At 43.7% G+C, this 19,692-nt stretch carries 20 protein-coding genes; 8 read left to right on the top strand and 12 right to left on the bottom strand.

Features of this window, described 5'->3' with window-relative positions; genetic code table 11:
* The 6 genes from ABR397_RS12525 to gltS form a co-directional block, all read right to left on the bottom strand.
* On the bottom strand, positions 1-282 hold a 282-nt coding region (locus ABR397_RS12525; protein WP_350306028.1), incomplete at its 3' end, for an Rpn family recombination-promoting nuclease/putative transposase.
* A gap of 420 nt (positions 283-702) precedes the next feature.
* A complete protein-coding gene (locus tag ABR397_RS12520; RefSeq protein WP_350306027.1) occupies positions 703-1,476 on the bottom strand; it encodes a Fic family protein in 774 nt (257 codons plus the stop codon).
* A 571-nt stretch (positions 1,477-2,047) separates the two neighbouring features.
* Entirely contained in the window at positions 2,048-2,347 is a 300-nt protein-coding gene (locus tag ABR397_RS12515) for a HigA family addiction module antitoxin (protein ID WP_046974746.1), read from the bottom strand.
* Positions 2,347-2,625: a type II toxin-antitoxin system RelE/ParE family toxin gene (locus tag ABR397_RS12510; RefSeq protein ID WP_046974745.1), complete on the bottom strand. Its 279-nt coding sequence runs from the start codon at positions 2,623-2,625 to the stop codon at positions 2,347-2,349. The genes ABR397_RS12515 and ABR397_RS12510 overlap by 1 nt, the downstream gene beginning before the upstream one ends.
* Positions 2,603-2,755 carry a hypothetical protein gene (locus tag ABR397_RS12505; protein ID WP_161804208.1) on the bottom strand — a complete coding sequence of 51 codons (153 nt, stop codon included), beginning with the start codon at positions 2,753-2,755 and terminating at the stop codon, positions 2,603-2,605. The genes ABR397_RS12510 and ABR397_RS12505 overlap by 23 nt, the downstream gene beginning before the upstream one ends.
* 48 nt (positions 2,756-2,803) lie before the next feature.
* Positions 2,804-4,012 carry a sodium/glutamate symporter gene (gene gltS / locus ABR397_RS12500; RefSeq protein WP_214085173.1) on the bottom strand — a complete coding sequence of 403 codons (1,209 nt, stop codon included), beginning with the start codon at positions 4,010-4,012 and terminating at the stop codon, positions 2,804-2,806.
* Positions 4,013-4,254: 242 nt separating this feature from the next.
* On the opposite strand from gltS, the gene ABR397_RS12495 reads away from it, so the two are divergent.
* Positions 4,255-5,640, top strand: coding sequence for a uracil-xanthine permease family protein (locus ABR397_RS12495; protein ID WP_350306026.1), 1,386 nt, complete (start codon positions 4,255-4,257; stop codon positions 5,638-5,640).
* Positions 5,641-5,730: 90 nt separating this feature from the next.
* Here the strand turns inward: ABR397_RS12495 and ABR397_RS12490 are convergent, their stop codons facing one another.
* Positions 5,731-7,272: a 4-hydroxyphenylacetate 3-hydroxylase family protein gene (locus ABR397_RS12490; RefSeq protein WP_407072878.1), complete on the bottom strand. Its 1,542-nt coding sequence runs from the start codon at positions 7,270-7,272 to the stop codon at positions 5,731-5,733.
* Positions 7,273-7,835: 563 nt separating this feature from the next.
* Here ABR397_RS12490 and ABR397_RS12485 point away from each other — a divergent pair.
* On the top strand, positions 7,836-9,536 hold the full coding sequence (locus ABR397_RS12485) for a translocation/assembly module TamB domain-containing protein (protein ID WP_350306024.1): 1,701 nt from the start codon (positions 7,836-7,838) through the stop codon (positions 9,534-9,536).
* 138 nt (positions 9,537-9,674) lie between these two features.
* Here ABR397_RS12485 and ABR397_RS12480 read toward each other — a convergent pair whose 3' ends face one another.
* The 4 genes from ABR397_RS12480 to yihX form a co-directional block, all read right to left on the bottom strand.
* Positions 9,675-9,911 (bottom strand): type II toxin-antitoxin system RelB/DinJ family antitoxin, encoded by a 237-nt coding sequence (locus ABR397_RS12480; RefSeq protein ID WP_350306023.1) that lies wholly within the window; start codon positions 9,909-9,911, stop codon positions 9,675-9,677.
* A gap of 144 nt (positions 9,912-10,055) precedes the next feature.
* Positions 10,056-10,973 carry a fatty acid biosynthesis protein FabY gene (gene fabY, locus ABR397_RS12475; RefSeq protein ID WP_350306022.1) on the bottom strand — a complete coding sequence of 306 codons (918 nt, stop codon included), beginning with the start codon at positions 10,971-10,973 and terminating at the stop codon, positions 10,056-10,058.
* A 72-nt stretch (positions 10,974-11,045) separates the two neighbouring features.
* Positions 11,046-11,483 carry a D-aminoacyl-tRNA deacylase gene (gene dtd, locus ABR397_RS12470; protein ID WP_350306021.1) on the bottom strand — a complete coding sequence of 146 codons (438 nt, stop codon included), beginning with the start codon at positions 11,481-11,483 and terminating at the stop codon, positions 11,046-11,048.
* Positions 11,484-11,543: 60 nt separating this feature from the next.
* Positions 11,544-12,149, bottom strand: coding sequence for a glucose-1-phosphatase (gene yihX, locus ABR397_RS12465; RefSeq protein WP_350306020.1), 606 nt, complete (start codon positions 12,147-12,149; stop codon positions 11,544-11,546).
* Positions 12,150-12,304: 155 nt separating this feature from the next.
* Between yihX and ABR397_RS12460 the strand changes: the two genes are divergently transcribed.
* The 5 genes from ABR397_RS12460 (at position 12,305) to ABR397_RS12440 (ending at position 15,832) form a co-directional block, all read left to right on the top strand.
* Positions 12,305-13,759: a carbon starvation CstA family protein gene (locus ABR397_RS12460; protein WP_350306019.1), complete on the top strand. Its 1,455-nt coding sequence runs from the start codon at positions 12,305-12,307 to the stop codon at positions 13,757-13,759.
* A gap of 285 nt (positions 13,760-14,044) precedes the next feature.
* Entirely contained in the window at positions 14,045-14,278 is a 234-nt protein-coding gene (gene vapB / locus ABR397_RS12455; protein WP_350306018.1) for a type II toxin-antitoxin system VapB family antitoxin, read from the top strand.
* Complete coding sequence (gene vapC, locus ABR397_RS12450; protein WP_350306017.1) at positions 14,278-14,679, top strand: type II toxin-antitoxin system tRNA(fMet)-specific endonuclease VapC; 402 nt, start codon at positions 14,278-14,280, stop codon at positions 14,677-14,679. Before vapB ends, vapC begins: the two co-directional genes overlap by 1 nt.
* A 410-nt stretch (positions 14,680-15,089) precedes the next feature.
* A complete protein-coding gene (locus ABR397_RS12445; RefSeq protein ID WP_021326212.1) occupies positions 15,090-15,248 on the top strand; it encodes a DUF5993 family protein in 159 nt (52 codons plus the stop codon).
* A 14-nt stretch (positions 15,249-15,262) separates the two neighbouring features.
* Positions 15,263-15,832: a disulfide bond formation protein B gene (locus ABR397_RS12440; RefSeq protein ID WP_350306016.1), complete on the top strand. Its 570-nt coding sequence runs from the start codon at positions 15,263-15,265 to the stop codon at positions 15,830-15,832.
* 84 nt (positions 15,833-15,916) lie between these two features.
* Here ABR397_RS12440 and typA read toward each other — a convergent pair whose 3' ends face one another.
* Positions 15,917-17,755 (bottom strand): ribosome-dependent GTPase TypA, encoded by a 1,839-nt coding sequence (gene typA / locus ABR397_RS12435; RefSeq protein WP_350306015.1) that lies wholly within the window; start codon positions 17,753-17,755, stop codon positions 15,917-15,919.
* Positions 17,756-18,181: 426 nt separating this feature from the next.
* On the opposite strand from typA, the gene glnA reads away from it, so the two are divergent.
* A complete protein-coding gene (gene glnA / locus ABR397_RS12430; RefSeq protein ID WP_350306014.1) occupies positions 18,182-19,591 on the top strand; it encodes a glutamate--ammonia ligase in 1,410 nt (469 codons plus the stop codon).
* The last annotated feature ends 101 nt before the right edge of the window (positions 19,592-19,692 follow it).

Below are 19,692 nucleotides of genomic sequence, written 5' to 3'. Positions count from 1 at the left end.
CCGAAATGCCATCATTTTGTCCGGGGAACTCTGGTGCTCGATCACGCAATACACGTAACCGTCACCCTGCGCCGTTTTCAATGAATACAAAATGTCGGAATAATGCGCCCGTAGATTGTCTTCAATAAACGATCCTGATTCCAACCGCAGTGTATCCAGATCACAAACTGCCCGTAATGTCGCAGGCAAATGAATCTCCAGGAAGTCTCTGGCCGTATCGATATGACTTAAAAACTTTTTAAAAACAGCATCATGCGGTGTTTGTGTATTTTTTCTCTTCATCAGTGAATGGTAGCATACTTTCTTTTATATTGAAGGAATATTAAGCAAGAAACCGAGCTGACTGAGATGTCTTAAATTTTCTTTGACAAAAATGTTGATCGTATCTCAGATATTTTTATTTTCTTCTTAAGCGAAGTTCAGGTTATTTAATTCGCAATAAAATAAGCAGCTAAACTTTTTTATCAGATAGATGAATTACCACATGGCAGGGTAAACAAAGTGGAATCCCGCCATGGGCTCATACCAGAGACCATTTTGAGAGCGAAAATAAGCGTTGACGATAAAAACAAAATGACTTTTTTATCGTCAAGCGTTGGGAAAGAATATGGATTGAACGCTAGTTACCGAAGTACACATTATGGTAATGCATGATTGAAAACATATCGGGACGAATCCCAAACAGGCCAAGCGCAGTGATCACTAATTTTGTGTATTCGCCGCACGAATTTGCTCTGCTTCCGGGTGGCAATCCACAAGGAACATCATCATCTCAGTAGCATCTTTGCTCAAGTAGAAGCGCACCATCTTTTCGTTGAACTCATGTAGTTTCGCCGCAGGTACGCTGATTGCATCGATGCCATTCGACATCAAAATACCGTTCATCATGAAACGCGAAGTACGTTTGTTACCATCGAAAAAGAATTGCTGTAATGCCCCAAAGAGGAAAAATACGGCCCCCTTTTCGAAAGGCTGACATTCATCCAATGCCGCCATACCGGCTTGAAAAATGCGGTTCAATTCTGGTGCATCGAGTACAGTAGGTAACGGAGTATGCCGACCATACTCACCCAAACTGACATCTGGAGTGTAATTTATCTCCTGCCCTTCTCCACGGAACCGTCCCCACTCCAAGGCTTCGTTGCGGGCAACTATGCTGTAAAGTTCAGTAAATGTAGCTTTGGTCAACTCAAATTGACCTTTTTTCACCAGAGATAACAATCGTTTAGAACTTTTTGCGAGATTCAGTACTTGCTCCTGATCAGAAACCTTCCTACCACCGACAGTTACACCGTCCAATAATGTCTTCACTTCCGGGAAAGTAAAAGGATTGCCTTCAAGCACGCTGGCATCCCAAACAAATTCTGGCAACATCCGGTGAAAACGGAAGCATACCCGTTCAATGGAGTAAATCGGGACAATAAGAGGAACAGCAGACCGGTCCCAACGAAATCCCAGGACGTTGAAAAGCTTCATTGTTGCTCATCCTTTTTACTATTTCGAATGCGATAAATTATAAGTAAAACACAGTAAAAGACCACCTCGCCAGACTTTCCCGCCAGAGACGATAGAGCGCAGTTTTGTAGATGCGAAGCCGTACACGGACACCGTTATTTTTAACAAGGTTTGTCAGCGGTCTGACTATTTACCATGTAAATTGTGTTCCATATACTGTCAATTATTCATTGTTTCATAAACATAAATGAGGTTTTGGCTGACAAGCTGCAACATGCGCGGCCCTTGGTGGCCGCCTAGTTGCGAATATGATTTGCTTTGTTTCCGCTAACCTTGGTGTAGCAATCCTACCTGCCAATGTAGCGAAAATTGCCCACGACTTGGTAGCGATTCCTTTCTGGAAACAGACGCGACACAATCACAATACTGCACCAACTGAATCGCTGGCGCAGTATCTTACTAATTTGCCCCTACACCGCCGGGAATACCGGTAACAGCAGATAGAGCTTAATCACAATCGCGTTAACAATATCGATAAAGAACGCGCCGACCATCGATTAGGTAATAACCCCTGCATATATATGTCTAAATATTAGACATGAGACACATGCGGTTTAAATAACGGGGTCAATTTAGAAATATCAACCGTCTTTTCTGCTTTATCAAGGCTATAAGATTCTTGCAGTTTCAACCACAACCGTGGAGAACTACCAAGTACTTTAGATAACTTTACCGCCATTTCTGGCGTGACTGCCGCTTTACACGAAACTAAACGTTGAGCCGTAGACGGAGCAACATTTAATGCCCGCGCAAGATCACGAATTCCCAAGCCTAGCTCTTCCAAAGAATCAGCAATAATTTCGCCTGGATGAGGGGGATTGAACATTTTCATTAGTGATAATCCTCATAGTTAACGATATACGCATCACCGTCGATAAATTCGAATGTAATACGCCAGTTCCCAGAAACAGTAATTGCCCACTGCCCTCTCCTATCTCCCGTCAAAGGATGTAAGTTGTATCCAGGAAAATTGATTTCCCCTACATCCTCTGCATCGTTAATAACAGCAAGTCGTTGACGGAGTTTGTTTACATGCTGAGGGTTAATTCCAACAGAAACACCTTTTTCAAAAAACTGGCGCAGCCCCTTATGCCTGAAACTCTTTATCATTCCTTACCGCTCCTCGTTGCGCCACAAGGAACAATGTAACAAAGTGTTCCTTACGGAACAACTCCATATCAGAGTAAACCAATTCAGGTACATCATAGATAAGGAATAGGAAAGGCTGAAACACAATCACAATACTGCACCAACTGAATCGCTGGCGCAGTATCTTACTAATTCGCCCCTACACCGCCGGGAATACCGGTAACAGCAGATAGAGCTTAATCACAATCGCGTTAACGATATCGATAAAGAACGCGCCTACCATCGGCACCACCAGAAACGCCACATGAGATGGTCCAAAGCGATCGGTAATCGCCTGCATGTTCGCAATAGCGGTAGGTGTTGCCCCTAAGCCGAAACCACAGTGACCCGCCGCCAGAACCGCAGCATCATAGTTTTTACCCATCACCCGATAGGTGATAAAAATTGCATACAACGCCATGACGATGGCTTGGATGGTGAGGATAACCAACATTGGCAATGCCAGTGACGCCATCTGCCACAGTTTCAGGCTCATTAATGCCATTGCCAGGAACAGTGAAAGACTCACGTTACCCAGTACAGAAACCGCCCGGTCAAAGACCCGGTAAAAACCTAACACCGACAAACTGTTACTCAGGATAACCCCGATAAATAACACACAAACGAATGTCGGTAATTCAAACCATGTACCTTGCAGAAGTTCAGACACAAAATTACCTGCCATCAGACAGATGGCGATCAATGCGATTGTTTCCAACATGACCAACGCGGTGATCATCCGACCGGTATAAGGTTTTTCAAATGCGGTTGGTACTTCCGTATCATCTGACCTCAAACCCGGAGTTTGGGTGTTTCTCACCAGAAAACGAGCAACTGGACCACCAATCAAACCACCCAGTACTAAACCGAAAGTCGCACAGGCCATTGCCACTTCTGTCGCATTTTCAAAACCATAACGCTCACTAAACAGTTTACCCCACGCAGCCCCCGTACCATGACCACCAGACAACGTAACAGACCCCGCCAGCAAGCCCATTAGTGGGTCCAGTCCTAGCAGTTCAGCCAACGCGATACCCACCGTGTTCTGAACCAACAACAAGCCAACAACGACGAAGACAAAAGTGAAAAGAACCTTACCTCCCGCTTTCAGGCTGGAGAGATTCGCGTTCAAGCCGATAGTAGCGAAGAAAGTTAACATCAAAGGGTCTTTAAGAGACAAATCAAAGTTGATTTCCCAACCAGTCGTTTGCTTCAGTATTAAAAGAATCAGTGCAACTAACAGGCCACCCGCGACAGGTTCAGGAATGGTGTATTTTTCAAGAAATGGAACTGATTGTACAAGTTTACGCCCAAGTAATAGTACTAATGCGGACGCAACGAGCGTGCCATAAACATCAAGATGATACATCTATGTACCCCAGCTATATTGTTAAAATTATGTAAGTTATTACGACGTTATACTCATCCTTTAGAAAACGCCAAAAGCAGGCAACGCTGGATTAGAAAAAAAATCTGCAACAAACACAAGTTAAAACATATAAAAATGTGACCAGAGTGAATCATGATAAAGAATAGAATTTTTACGCAAACGATTGCTTTTGCGCAATTGATCATTAAAATGCGTTTTTTGTCAGTCCGGAATTTCACACCATGTTCACTTCATCCCCTGAACAAGCTGCAACAATATCCCCGAAAAAATCAGACAGTGAATTGATTTATCGCCTGGAAGATCGGCCACCGCTGCTACAAACGTTGTTTGCTGCTTGCCAGCATTTACTGGCAATGTTTGTCGCGGTTATCACACCAGCAATTTTAATCTGTCAGGCGCTGGGGCTGCCTGCTCACGATACACAGCGGATTATCAGCATGTCCCTGTTCGCCTCAGGGTTAGCTTCATTAATTCAGATCCGAACCTGGGGGCCTGTCGGTTCTGGTTTACTTTCTATTCAAGGAACCAGTTTTAACTTTGTTTCTCCATTAATTATGGGCGGTCTGGCACTCAAAAACGGTGGGGCAGATATCCCGACTATGATGGCAGCACTATTCGGTACTCTAATGTTGGCATCCATGACAGAAATTCTGTTATCCCGCGTATTACATCTGGCCCGGAGAATTATCACGCCGCTGGTTTCCGGTGTTGTTGTAATGATTATCGGTTTGTCTCTGATTCAGGTTGGATTAACTTCTATCGGTGGCGGATTCTCTGCTATCGAAAATCATACTTTTGGTTCTCCAGATAATCTGTTTCTGGCAGGTGTTGTGTTAGCGGTGATTGTTTTGTTGAACCGCCAGCGTAATCCTTACCTACGTGTCGCTTCTCTGGTAATTGCAATGGCGGTTGGTTATGTTGTCGCCTGGCTAATGGGGATGCTGCCACAAGCAACGGTACCGGAGAATAGTTCATTGATAACGATTCCTACGCCACTCTATTATGGTCTTTCCTTTGACTGGAATCTGCTGATCCCATTAATGCTGATTTTTATGGTCACTTCACTGGAAACCATCGGCGATATTACCGCAACGTCTGACGTTTCAGAGCAACCGGTCAGCGGGCCTCTATATATGAAGCGTATTAAAGGCGGTGTTTTAGCTAACGGCCTAAATTCTATGCTTTCTGCCGTATTCAATACTTTCCCGAATTCTTGCTTTGGACAGAATAACGGAGTTATCCAGCTAACCGGCGTTGCCAGCCGTCATGTAGGTTATGCTGTGGCGCTGATGCTGATTCTGTTAGGTCTGTTTCCTGCGGTGGCAGGATTTGTACAACAGATCCCTGAACCGGTATTGGGAGGGGCTACTATCGTGATGTTCGGTACAATTGCTGCGTCCGGTGTCCGTATCGTTTCCAGAGAGGCACTTAACCGCCGGGCAATTATGATTATTGCACTCTCTTTAGCGGTTGGGATGGGCGTTGCTCAACAGCCACTGATTTTACAATTCGCGCCTGACTGGCTGAAAACACTACTCTCTTCCGGTATTGCCGCTGGTGGTCTGACAGCTATCATTCTTAATCTGGTATTTCCTCAGGAAAAATAATATCCGCCGAGAAATCCAATATCAGGTTGCAGATACCCAACTCAATAATCACGCACATCAAATCATAGTCGTGCGTGATTATGGTTTAGCCTAGCGACTGGAAGGCCAAATAAAATCGTCACCAATCCAACCATTAAGATCGTATTCACTCATACACTGCTCAGCAAATCCCTTAAATTGATCCGCTAAACCTGACTTTTGGGCAGACAATAGCAAATCTACTCTTGTCATTTCATGGTTGCCAGCGTAATTGCGTTCATATAATTCATGCCTGCTGGCAAATTCAGTACCGATCGAATCCCAAATCAGTTTCATTAGCTTTGTACGCTCAACGGCATTGTAACCGTTTGAGCCACGCATATATTTATTGAGATAAGGAGAAAGTTCCGGGTTGGCAAAATCGCTAGCATGAGAGTTAACGTAAATTAAAGCACTCCCTAAATCCTGCTCGACAATTTCTCTTACCCGTGGATAACCTACCGTCATAAACCAACGATACGCCATCCCATAATCAGCGTTAGGTAATACGGCATCCCCACTCCACGGCTGCGGGGATTTAACCATCGCATCGCTGATAGCCCAAAACATATTGCGCCATGCCAGTACCTCGCCAACACGTGTTTGCACACCACGAAAATCCTGTGTACCCGTAGCTTCAACACCTTTAATAATTAATCCACACAGAAAATCAAATTTAACAGCCAACCGGGTTACGCCATGCAGCATAGCACGAGTCAAAAAGCCGGAGTCGAAAAAAAATGACGAGGCTTTATCTACATCACCATAGATAAATATGTTTTCCCAAGGAACTTTCACTTTATCCAGAATAATAATGGTATCGTTTTCATCAAAGCGGGAAGAGAGTGGGTAATCAAAAGGACTGCCCATTTTATTAGCCATCAGGGAATAAGAAGGACGACAGACTAATTTCAGTCCCGGAGCATTCATCGGCGTTGTAAAAACTAACGCAAATTCCCGTTTCTTTATCGGTAAACCATAATGACCAATAAAGTTATAGTGATTAATCGCCGACCCCGTGGCAACAACTTTAGCGCCGCTGACAATTAATCCATCATCACACTCTTTTTCAACGTGCATGCAAACATCACCAATTTCATCAGCGGGTAAATGACGATCTATTGGCGGGTTAATAATTGCGTGATTCCAGTAGAGCACTTTTTCCTGTGAACGGGTATACCAGGTTTTCGCATTATCAGCAAAATCACCATAGAACTCCGAATTTGCGCCCAGAGTGGTAAGAAACGAAGCCTTATAATCAGGGCTTCGCCCTAACCAACCGTAACTCATGCGCGACCACGCAGCAATAGCATCACGATCAGCAATTAAATCCTGCTGTGAACGCGGTACACGGAAAAAGGGATGTGTCACGCCACTACTTCCTGTATCAGTCGGGGTAGTCAGTACGTCACGATGAGCAGGATCATGCAAAGCATCATAAAGTTTCGCCACCGCGCGGGCTGGATTTTGAAAAGCAGGGTGATTGGCAATATCGTTGATACGTTCACCATAAGCCCAGATTTCCCGCCCATCATTCAGACCATCCAGAAACTCCTTTCCATTAAGTGGGCGGGTTATGCGGATACTACTTTGATTCGACGATTCTTGTTTCATGCTTTCTGACATAGTAGATTCCTTACGTTATTTATTTGCTGGAAGATGAGTGAAAGTGAACAATGAAGCCTTATTTCAATCATCAGTCAAACTGAGAAAGTAATAGAAGGAATTACGAGAAAAATCATTATCCAACTTATGACCATCCATTAATACATTAATTCATTCGAATATCATTGGCTATATTTTAATATTATAAGACATAGACTTAATAATCACCAATGCAATTATTTACAAATTCAGACAAGCGCCATAACACCTTAATAAAAAAACAATTTATTATTAGATACAAAAATACAATTAAGTAAAAATTAATATCTAGGAACTATTTTAATACAATAAAACAACTAATAATTCCTTGTTTTTTTCTTACCCCAACTTATGAAATTATTATAATTTACAACTAATATAGTTATTTATTGGTAATTTTGTTTTATCGTTCAATTATGCAGGCGTTACAAATAATCATTTCTCTTTGCTCATAACTTTTATTCACCATCTCTTGAGTGAACACAAAAATTACGGCATAAAAGGAAGCTATAAGCTGATTAAACTGGAATCTGATGATGAGATGGTTAGGAAAATTGCTGGTTACTCTGTCATTACTGCTAATACTGACAGTAGTCACTCTTTATGTCGTTATTCAGACAAGCTGGGGCGCTCGCCAATTGAGTCAATGGCTCAGTAATAACAGTGATTATCAGGTTCAGATTGGCAATATCGAACATCATTGGTCACAACCCGGCACCCTGACATTCACCAATATCGCCCTTAGCAATAAACAACACTCTTTCACCTTAGAAGCTCAGGTTGCGGCATTCGATTTCAATTGGCAGCAACTCACTTCCCCGCGTCATTTCCACCGTCTGTTATTGCAACAAGGCCAATTAGCGATAAAAGGTCAGCAAAAATCCTTACCTTTTAGCGCCAATATCCTGCAACTCAATCAAATGTCTATTCAGTCAGAAAATGCAGACTGGCAGATCCAAGGACAAAATATTACCGGCGGCATCACTCCCTGGAACCCTCAATCAAATGGACTGGCAGGAAGCGGGAAATTTCAGTTCAGTGCCGATAAGCTGAACTTAAATGATATTTCTCTTGAAAAGGTGGTTATGCAAGGGAATAGCCAACGCAATACACTGATTATCAATTCATTTGGTGCAACATTGGCACGCGGTTCGGTATCCGGTAATGGGCAACGTCTACCCGATGGGAGCTGGCAGTGGGATAATTTACTTATCAGTGATATTCGCTGGCAAACTTCAATGACACTTGAAGAATTATTGCTGAAAACCAGCAAACTACCCGCAGTGAACATTAAAGATCTGAGCCTCACTAATGCCAAACTGGAAGGTAAAAGCTGGTCTGCTAATTATCTGGATGCCACAGTAAAAAATATCGGTTTGGTTAACGGGAATTGGCAAGGGAAAGAAGGAATTATTGATTTCAACGTCATGGATACTACGCTGAATGATCTTCATGTCACCGACGCCATTGGTCACCTTATTCTTGCCGGAAATGAGCTTAATATTTCCAATCTTACTGCCCGCTGGGAAAAGGGATTATTCCACATCAAAGCGCAATGGAACCAACAAACAAAGCAATTCAAAATCGCAAATGCAACGGTTGCGGGTTTAGCTTATACCTTGCCGCAAAATTGGCATCAGTTACTGAAACAATCATTGCCTGAATGGATATCCGGCTTTTCCATTAACGGGCTGACGATCAATAACAGCCTATTGATTGACATTAATCCCGATTTTCCATTCCAGCTTACCGCTCTTAATGGTTATATCCATAATGTGGAATTACTGAAAGAGGGAAGATGGGGGATTTGGAGCGGATCTTCAAACCTGAATGCCACCAGCGCAACATTCAACAAAGTTGAATTAAACCGCCCTTACCTTAAATTACACACAGAGGGAAATAAACTCATCCTCGACCAATTAGATGCCTCTGTTGATGATGGATTGCTGAAAATTAAAGGCACAGTAGACCAACAAACACAGAAGCCATTTACTTTAGATTTTCAGGGAATGGATGCGGATTTAACTATTTTGCATCAATGGGGCTGGGCCCCGTTGAAATTACAGGGCAAAGGCAATTTCACTCTGCGGATACAAGGAGATCTTTCTGCTGACGACGTGAAAAGCTCCATCAATGGCATACTTGATGCTACTGATAAACAATCAGGCAAAGAAACTCAAACCATCAATAAAGGGCAGATATCTACAATGGGCTTTGACATCCTCCCTACCTGAAAGTAAGGGGCTTTCCGCGAAAAGCATGGTGACAAGCAGTTTTAATACGGTATTAATAACAGAAATAGCTGATTTATCATGCTGAAAGGGTTTTAAATCCTGTTTAAATGCAGATGAATATCGAATTTTGAGCATATTTTATTTAAAAATTTCATCCCAAAATTCATCTACGGTATCTACACTTGTACCACCACCACTTTCTAGCTCACGGATCGCCGCCTGCGTTGTGGCATTAGGAATGCGGCGTTCCTTTGTCGCTCTGGTTAATACCAGGCGGACAAAACTAGACATATCCAAACTGTTATCCTGAGCAGCTCTCACTACCGCATTTTTTAATTCTTCGGGAACACGAACTTTTAATATGGCCGTCTTCATAGTATCCCCCTCTTCTGACTGTTTGCTCCCTTATCGCAGGACTATTGTGGACACAAATCAAGATTGTCAGATTAATAAACACACAAAGTCTGTATTCTATAGAACTAAATACCACCAGTGGCATATTTGATGCCACTGTAAAACCTAAGCTATCGCCGTGTAAGCGTTTGGCAGCACTATATAAGTGCCGGTAAACACGGCACCCAGCCCATGATCACCACTCACCGTCACTTCCAACTTCACTCTCGCTTTGCTGCCCTGAGCAAGACGAGCCAAATCGCCGCTCATATTTTTAAGATCCGCAACAGATTTTGGCCTGCCAATAACAGGCTTTTTGTAACGAATATCAGCATCAGCCAGAATAATATCGCCCCCCAATTGGCGTTCTTGTAACAACAACCAAATCAACCCCCAGCCAGTCAGTGTTGCCAGTGAGAACAGACTACCCGCAAAGAGAGTTTGGTGAGGATTTTGATTCCCTGCTTCCGGCATCGTGGTAATAAAACTCTGGCCGGTATATTGAGAGATCCGCACACCCATTTTCTCACTGAGGGGAATATGTTTGTACCAGGCTTTTTGCAGTTCATTGCACCAATCCGGCCGGTGAAGAATATCATCAAGTGTCGCAACAGGTTTGATCATCAGAAAATGGCGAACCGGTGTCGTTTGCGGGCTGGTAATTGGCCCGCGATTTTCGAACCCCAGTTTACTGAAAAAGTCTACCGCATGTTCACGGGCGCTGCATACTACCCGTTTCACACCTTCCTGACGGGCAACAGATTCCAGGGCCATTGCGATCAGTTTTCCCAGCCCTTTGCCTTGCACATGAGGATGTACTGCCAGAAAACGGATCGCACCTTCGCTATCCGCGTTGATATATAAACGCCCTACCGCCACCGGGTTACCTTTCTCATCCACAACCATCTGGTGATGAGCTATGGTGTCATAACCATCTTTCTCAGAGCCTACAGGTAGATGCAATGGCTTACGCAACATTTCCCAACGAAATTGATAATATGCTTCCAGTTCTTGTTCTGTTTCAGGTACTCGCAGATGATACATAGAAACTGCCCCTTTCTTTTGATCATGATGTGTAATCGGGGGTAATTGCGCTTTACTGGCTGCTTTTCGTGGTTATACCTGCAACCAGAAAGTGACTGGTCCATCGTTTGTCAAACTGACTTTCATATCGGCTGCAAACCGCCCAATTTCTGTTTTTATACCACTTTGGCGGCATCGTTCAACAAAATAGCGATATAATTCATCAGCCTTATCCGGGCTTGCGCCACCAGAAAAACTGGGGCGCATTCCCTTTTGAGTATCAGCAGCCAGGGTAAACTGGGAAACAACCAGCAAACTGCCGCCAATCTGCTGGACATTCAGATTCATTTTGTCCTGCTCATCACTGAATACCCGATATCCTATCACTTTCTCACATAACCGTTTTGCTTTCTGTTGATCATCTTCTTGTTCAACGCCCAGCAATACCAGCAAACCGTGACCAATTGCCCCAACAGTTTCATCCTCAACAACAACATTCGCTTGTGTTACCCGCTGGATTAACGCAATCATACTTTTCCTTAAATATTAGCATCAGCACACTATCTCCCATTATCAGTTCAACGACTCAATCTATTCAGAAAAACCGATTGCTTTGAAATAATCCGGTACTGTCTGCCGGTCAATAACATGAACACTATTTATGCCTAACGTACCGGCTACCGCCACATTTTCCAGTACATCATCAAAAAATACCGCCTGCTCCGGTGAGAAACCTTCCGCCTCAAGAACATATTTGAAAATATCAGGTTCAGGTTTACGCATTGCCAAATCCTGGGACAGATAGAGGTAATCAGCCGATGCCGCAATTTCCGGGTAATGATGCGGCCAATAATCCTGGTGCAGGCGGTTTGTGTTGGATAACACCACAACCCGATGCCCTGTTTCACGTAATTTATTCATTATCTGAATGACTTCAGGCCGAATATCAATAAAAATAGCATGCCATCCGGCGGCAAATTGCTCAAAGCTGAGTGAAATATTCATTTCCTGACATAAAGTATCAGCGAACTCCAGATCAGTAATTTGACCACGCTCATGTTTTTCAAACGTTTCTCCCATAGAGAAACTTTTCGTCAACGTCGCAAGAGGTGTGCCGCTCAAATTACTCCAGACAGCTAAAACTCTTTTAAAATCAATATCAATAATCACATTACCCATATCGAAGATATATAGCATGACCACCTCCTGGTTAATTAATGATTTTTTACTTTAATCGTATTTCTAATTAGAAAACAGTACAGAAAAGCAAAAAGAGAATTACTTCACGGTATTTTTCTTATGAAACGATAAAGTAGGCTCCAGATAAAAAAAGTAGAGTAAGGTGTTATTTTATGTTGTTGTTCCTCCTTTGTATTGGGCTTCTTCTGGCAGGATATTTCATATACGGCAAGATTGTCGAAAAGATATTCACCATTCAACCAGAAAGAAAAACCCCCGCGCTTTCTATGGCAGATGGTGTCGACTATGTCGCGATGTCCACACCAAAAGTTTGGCTAATTCAGTTACTTAATATTGCTGGTGTCGGCCCTATCTTCGGCCCGATTCTTGGTGCCCTCTATGGCCCACTTGCCATGCTGTGGATCGTATTCGGTTGTATCTTTGCCGGCGCAGTACACGATTATTTCTCTGGTATGCTCAGTGTTCGTGCTCGGGGAGCATCAGTACCCGTCATTGTCGGTAATGAACTGGGCAAGACCATGAAGCATTTCATGAATATCTTTGCTGTCATTCTACTGATGCTGGTTGGTGTGGTATTTGTTCTGAGTCCGGCAGGCTTACTGAACAACTTACTGAAAGAAGCTATCGGCTGGGATAACATTGCTATCTGGGTTGGCGTTATTTTTGCTTACTATATTCTCGCAACAATGGTCCCCATTGATAAAATCATCGGCCGCCTCTACCCGCTATTTGGTGCATTGTTGCTGTTTATGTCTGTCGCACTAATGGTTGGTTTGGCTATGAGCGATAAGCCCTTCTACTCACAAGGATTAGATTTCACCACTAACTTTAACCCAAAAGACTTGCCTGTTTGGCCGTTGTTGTTTGTCACGATTGCCTGTGGCGCTATCTCCGGTTTCCACGCTACTCAGTCCCCACTGATGGCGCGTTGTATGCAGAATGAGAAAAATGGCCGTTTTGTGTTCTACGGCGCCATGATTGGTGAAGGTATTATCGCCCTGATCTGGTGTACGCTAGGTCTGAGCTTCTATGAAGACACTAACGCACTACAAGCGGTGATTGATCAGGGGACTGCATCTCTGGTGGTTCATGAAGTTTCTACTTCGCTGCTGGGCACTGTCGGCGGTATTCTGGCTATCCTTGGCGTGGTGATTCTGCCAATTACTTCCGGCGATACGGCATTCCGGTCTGCCCGCCTTATTATCGCTGAATTCCTGAATATTCCTCAGCAAAAAATGACCAAGCGCCTGTTATTAAGTGTGCCCATGTTTATTGTCGGTTATCTGATTACCAAAACCGATTTTAATATCATCTGGCGCTATTTCGGTTGGGCGAACCAAACTACGGCAATGGTTATGTTGTGGGCGGCATCAGCCTGGTTGCTACGCCGCGATAAATTCCACTGGATCACCACCCTGCCAGCCATGTTTATGACTGCCGTGTGCTTCACCTATCTGGCATTCGCTCCTGAAGGTTTTGCTCTGGATTGGAATATCTCTGTCGTTATCGGCCTGGCGGCAATGGTGATTGTCACGCTTGTCTTCTTTGCGAAAGTTCACGCTAAATCAGCTTCTGATGATATAGAAGCCGAAGCATTAAATGAGTAAAAATATTAAATAGTAATAGCAGCCCCTCACGGTAAAACGTTGAGGGGTTTTCATTCCCGTTATCAAGTATTCGCCACAAGGTATATTAAAAGCCAACCACCCCTCGTATTTCAGCCTTCTCAAAAGAAAATACTCTCTATCAGCGACTCATAGCTCTCGCAGAGAATTGATGCTAAAGGAATTTTTTACCAAGAAGGATTTACCACTATCTTATGCAATATAGCATTGCTATATACAAAAATCAGATTATAATTATTTTAATGCAATATGACTGAGGTAATAAATATGCACCCAAGTAAAGTTTTCATAAGCAACCGCACACAAAATGTCAGGATACCTGCTGATGTTAGATTCCCTGATAATGTTAAAAACGTTATGGTCAGAGCAATCGGTAAAGAAAGAATCATTTCCCCGATAGAAAATGTCTGGGATAGCTTCTTCATGAGTGATGAACGCCCAACCGATGATTTCCTACCTGAAAGGGCATCTCAACACCAATCAGAACGTGAGGCGTTTTAATGTTTAAGTATATGTTAGACACCAATATCGCTATCTATGTAATTAAACGTCGCCCTGTTGAGGTATTAGAAAAATTTAATATCAATGCAGCACGTATGGTTGTATCAAGTATTACACTAGCCGAACTGATACACGGAGCAGAAAAAAGCTCTTTTCCTGAAAAAAATTTAAAAACTGTTGAAGATTTTATATCTCGCCTCACAGTAGTCACTTACGATGAAAAGGCGGCTTATCACTACGGCGCTATTCGTGCAAGCCTTGAGAAGAAAGGCACTCCAATAGGTATTAATGACTTACATATTGCAAGCCACGCCAGAAGTTCAGGACTCATTGTAATCACTAACAATGAAAAGGAATTCAACCGCGTAGATGGGTTAATTGTAGAAAATTGGATAGATTGAACCGTCTTAAATACAACTCCACCAGTAATGATAATAAATGGGAAAACCTTAAAACAGGGGTGCAATTCACCTCTCATAATCATTGCCTACTTAACTATTAAATAAAAAACAGCTAATTAAAGCATAAACAGCCCCTTCAAATAGAATCACACTCATTATTCCAAGTGATGGCAAATACAATAAAAATTGACTACAATTATTATTTGCAGCACGGTACGAATAGACCAGCAGAGAGTTGACCTCATTAACAGCACCAAAGTGTTTCTTTATGGTCAACCGGTCTTTGGATGATTGATCGCTTATATCGAAGCAAGCAATATCAAGCTTGATATTATGAATTCCTCCCCTGAAGAAGACTATCTATTCAGGCGAAGGTTTTGAATATTTTTAGCATTATAGGAGAGTGAACCATGTACATGTTTTTACCGTTTTTGATCGCATTATTTGCGGTCATAACCACCTTGGTTGGAAAGAATAAAACTAGCTATGCTCTATGGGGTCTCCTCTTGGTAACTACCATAGCCTGGTTTATTCATCATGCGACTGATTCGCTGAATCTGTCTTTTTAACGGGAGACAATTTAATGAATCAGGTATTAGCAACAAAACAGACGATCAGCTACGGCATAATATTCAACATCATTGGGTTACTTGGTATCAGTGCTGCACTTACCGTTGCTTTCTATTATCAACTGGTCCTTTCCGAACTCCCTTGCCCATTATGTCTGCTACAGCGGACAGGTATGATCATGATAGGGTTTGGTTTCCTGTTTAATCTCCGTTTTGGTATAAAAAGCGCACATTATGGCATCGCGCTTATCGGCAGTATCGTGACCGGAATTATTGCAATCCGACAAGTGTTTTTACACATAACACCCGGCGATATCGGTTATGGTTCTGCACTTTTTGGTATACATTTTTATACTTGGGCTCTCATCTCCTCAGTTATCGCTATTATCGCCATATCAGTCATGCTGATATTGAAAAGTCTGGAAAAAACGACCGAAGAAAAAGAAAGTAAGTCTGTTTTCGGTCAGATTATTATTGGGATATTTGTCGTATTGATTACAGCAAATTTGATCTCTACCATTTTGGAGTGTGGCGGCGGGCAATGTGATGACAACCCAACGTATTATCAATTGCTGGGTAAATAATCTCAGATCTATTTAACTGAATAAATAGATCCCAAAAAACTCAGGGCGCCATTGGCGCCCTAAGCATTTGTATAGCAGAAAAGATTATGCTTCTTTGCTGCGATGCGCACGACGACGGTCGTTTTCTGTCAGATGGCGTTTACGCAGGCGAATCGACACAGGAGTCACTTCTACCAGCTCGTCATCATCAATAAACTCCAGAGCCTGTTCCAGGGTTTTCTTAATATGTGGAGACAAGGTTGTCGCTTCGTCAGTACCAGACGCACGGACGTTTGTCAGTTTCTTACCTGTCAGGCAGTTAACTGTCAGGTCATTGGAACGGGAGTGAATACCGATCACCTGGCCTTCATACACTTCCGCACCATGACCGAGGAACAACTTACCACGATCCTGCAAGCTGTAAAGCGCATAAGCAACCGCTTTACCCTGACCATTGGAAATCATCACACCGTTCTGACGGCGACCGATTTCACCCGCACGAATATCATCATAGTGACTGAATGTTGCATACAACAGGCCAGTACCCGAAGTCATGGTCAGGAACTCAGTCCGGAAGCCAATCAAACCACGGCTTGGAATAATGTAATCAAGGCGCACACGGCCTTTACCGTCTGGCAACATATCGCGCAGATCAGCTTTACGCTCACCCAGCGCCTGCATCACATTACCCTGATGCTGCTCTTCAATATCCAGAGTCACCTGCTCGAATGGCTCTTGTTTGCGGCCATCGATCTCACGGAAGATAACTTTCGGACGGGATACCGCCAGTTCAAAACCTTCACGGCGCATGTTCTCAATCAGAACAGATAAGTGCAATTCACCACGGCCAGAAACACGGAACGCATCTGGATCTTCGGTTTCTTCGACACGCAGTGCGACATTGTGAACCAGCTCTTTCTTCAGGCGCTCAAGGATCTGACGTGAAGTGACATATTTACCTTCACGACCACAGAAAGGAGAGGTGTTAACACAGAAGAACATGCTTACCGTCGGCTCATCAACAGCCAGTGGCGGCAGGGCTTCAACAACACTGACGTCACACAGGGTATCGGAGATATTCAGCTCGCCCAAACCGGTAATCGCAACGATGTCACCCGCTTCCGCTTGCTCACTCTCAATACGCTCCAGACCCAAATGGCCCAGAACTTTACCAATTTTGCCGTTCCGGGTTTTACCTTCGCTATCAACAATCGTCACGTTCTGGTTTGGTTTAACCGTACCGCGCTTAATACGACCAATACCGATAACACCAACATAGTTGTTGTAGTCCAGCTGAGAAATCTGCATCTGGAATGAACCATTAAGGTCAACTTTTGGTGGTTCTACATGATCGACAATTGCTTGATACAACGGCGTCATATCTTCGGCCATATCAGCATGATCAATACCAGCAATTCCCATCAATGCAGATGCATAGATAATTGGGAAATCCAGTTGTTCGTCAGTCGCGCCCAAGTTCACAAACAGGTCAAACACCTGATCGACAACCCAATCAGGACGTGCGCCAGGACGGTCAACTTTGTTGATAACAACAATAGGTTTTAAACCATGAGCGAACGCTTTCTGCGTTACAAAACGGGTCTGAGGCATAGGCCCATCCATGGCATCAACCAGCAACAGTACACTGTCAACCATAGACATAACACGTTCTACTTCACCGCCGAAATCGGCATGTCCCGGAGTGTCTACGATATTAATACGGTAGTCATTCCATTTAATGGCGGTATTTTTTGCGAGGATAGTAATTCCACGCTCTTTCTCCAAGTCATTGGAGTCCATCACACGTTCTGTCGCTGTCGCACGGTCACCGAAAGTACCGGATTGTTGCAGCAGCTTGTCAACCAGGGTAGTTTTACCATGGTCAACATGCGCGATAATGGCGATATTACGCAATTTTTCGATCACAAACTTTGCCTCAGGCATTTAGAAATAGCGCGCTATTGTACACACATTGGTCGAGGGACTAAACAGGATCACAAGAATCTGTTCTTAACAACTTGATACCAATGGAATTGTGATCCCTTTCACGCCTATAAAAGATGCACTATTGATAAAAATGCACCGACGGGGTGCAGGATAGTAACATAATCGCACTAATACAGTGCAATTTTACTAAATATTAAAGTATCTCCCCATGGGGATACCCATAACACAGTATATTGCAAGGTGTCAGAAAGTTGGCACGCTTTTCGCAATTGTTTTTCTCATCTAATAAGATTGTTTTTTACAACGACAAGTTTGCAAACGCGTAAATAGCCTTGTTAAGGTAAAACAATGTAACTGTATTTTCTTTACATCTTAATCTAAAACCATTTTATCAAGACCGGCACAAACCAGGAGAAACCGAGTATGTCCGCTGAACATGTTTTAACCATGATTGAAGAGCATCAGGTGAAGTTTATTGATTTGCGTTTCACTGATACCAAAGGCAAAGAACAACATATGACCATTCCTGCTCATCAGGTTAATGCGGACTTCTTTGAAGATGGCAAAATGTTCGACGGATCTTCAATTCACGGTTGGAAAGGTATTAACGAATCCGACATGGTGCTGATGCCAGACTCAAGTACAGCCATGCTTGATCCATTCTTTGATGATGCCACTCTGATCCTCCGTTGTGACATTCTGGAACCCGGCACGATGCAAGGCTATGAACGTGATCCACGTTCCATCTGCAAACGCGCTGAAGACTTTTTGCGCTCAAGCGGCATTGCAGATACCGTCCTGTGTGGGCCTGAGCCTGAGTTTTTCCTGTTTGACGACATACGCTTCGGCAGTTCTATGTCCGGTTCCTACTACCATATTGATGATATTGAAGCAGCATGGAACTCTGGAACTCGATACGAAGGCGGCAATAAAGGCCACCGACCTGCGGTAAAAGGCGGTTACGCCCCGCTGCCTCCGGTTGATTCTTCTCAGGATTTACGTTCAGCCATGTGCCTGACAATGGAAGCAATGGGATTGGTTGTGGAAGCTCACCATCATGAAGTTGGCACGGCCGGTCAAAATGAAATCGCGACTCGTTTCAACACCATGACCAAAAAGGCTGACGAAACCCAGATTTACAAATATGTCGTACATAATGTGGCGCACAATTTCGGCAAAACCGCCACCTTCATGCCAAAACCACTGGTTGGTGATAATGGCTCCGGCATGCACTGCCATATGTCCCTGTCTAAAAACGGCGCCAACCTGTTTGCCGGTGACAAATACGGTGGTTTGTCCGAACTGGCGCTGTTCTACATTGGCGGTATTATCAAACATGCCCGTGCACTGAACGCATTTACCAACCCGACAACCAACTCCTATAAACGTCTAGTTCCGGGCTATGAAGCGCCGGTAATGCTGGCCTACTCTGCCCGTAACCGTTCTGCATCCATCCGCATTCCGGTTGTCGCCAGCACCAAAGCCCGCCGTATTGAAGTCCGTTTCCCTGACCCGGCAGCTAACCCTTATTTAGCATTTGCCGCTCAGTTGATGGCTGGCCTTGACGGTATCATCAATAAAATCCATCCGGGCGATGCGATGGATAAAAACCTGTATGACCTGCCACCGGAAGAAGCCAAAGAGATCCCAACTGTCGCTTCTTCTCTGGATGAAGCACTGGCAGCATTGGATACTGACCGCGAGTTCCTGACCCGTGGTGGTGTCTTCACCGATGACGCCCTTGATGCTTATATTGAATTGAAAAACAGTGAAATGGAACGTGTCCGCCTGACACCACATCCACTGGAATTTGAACTGTATTACAGTGTGTAATTACCAGCGCCGTTCCCGCTGATCATTTTTTGTTGCCGTGAAACCTTTAGCCCATCTTCGGATGGGCCTTTTTCCTATTCCCTGAACTCAGGCTTTGGCTG

Origin of the sequence: Photorhabdus viridis (assembly GCF_040256935.1) — a bacterium.
GTDB lineage: Bacteria > Pseudomonadota > Gammaproteobacteria > Enterobacterales > Enterobacteriaceae > Photorhabdus > Photorhabdus viridis.
The sequence above is the reverse complement of the archived record's forward strand: the minus strand, read 5'-3'. Positions and strand labels throughout refer to the sequence as shown.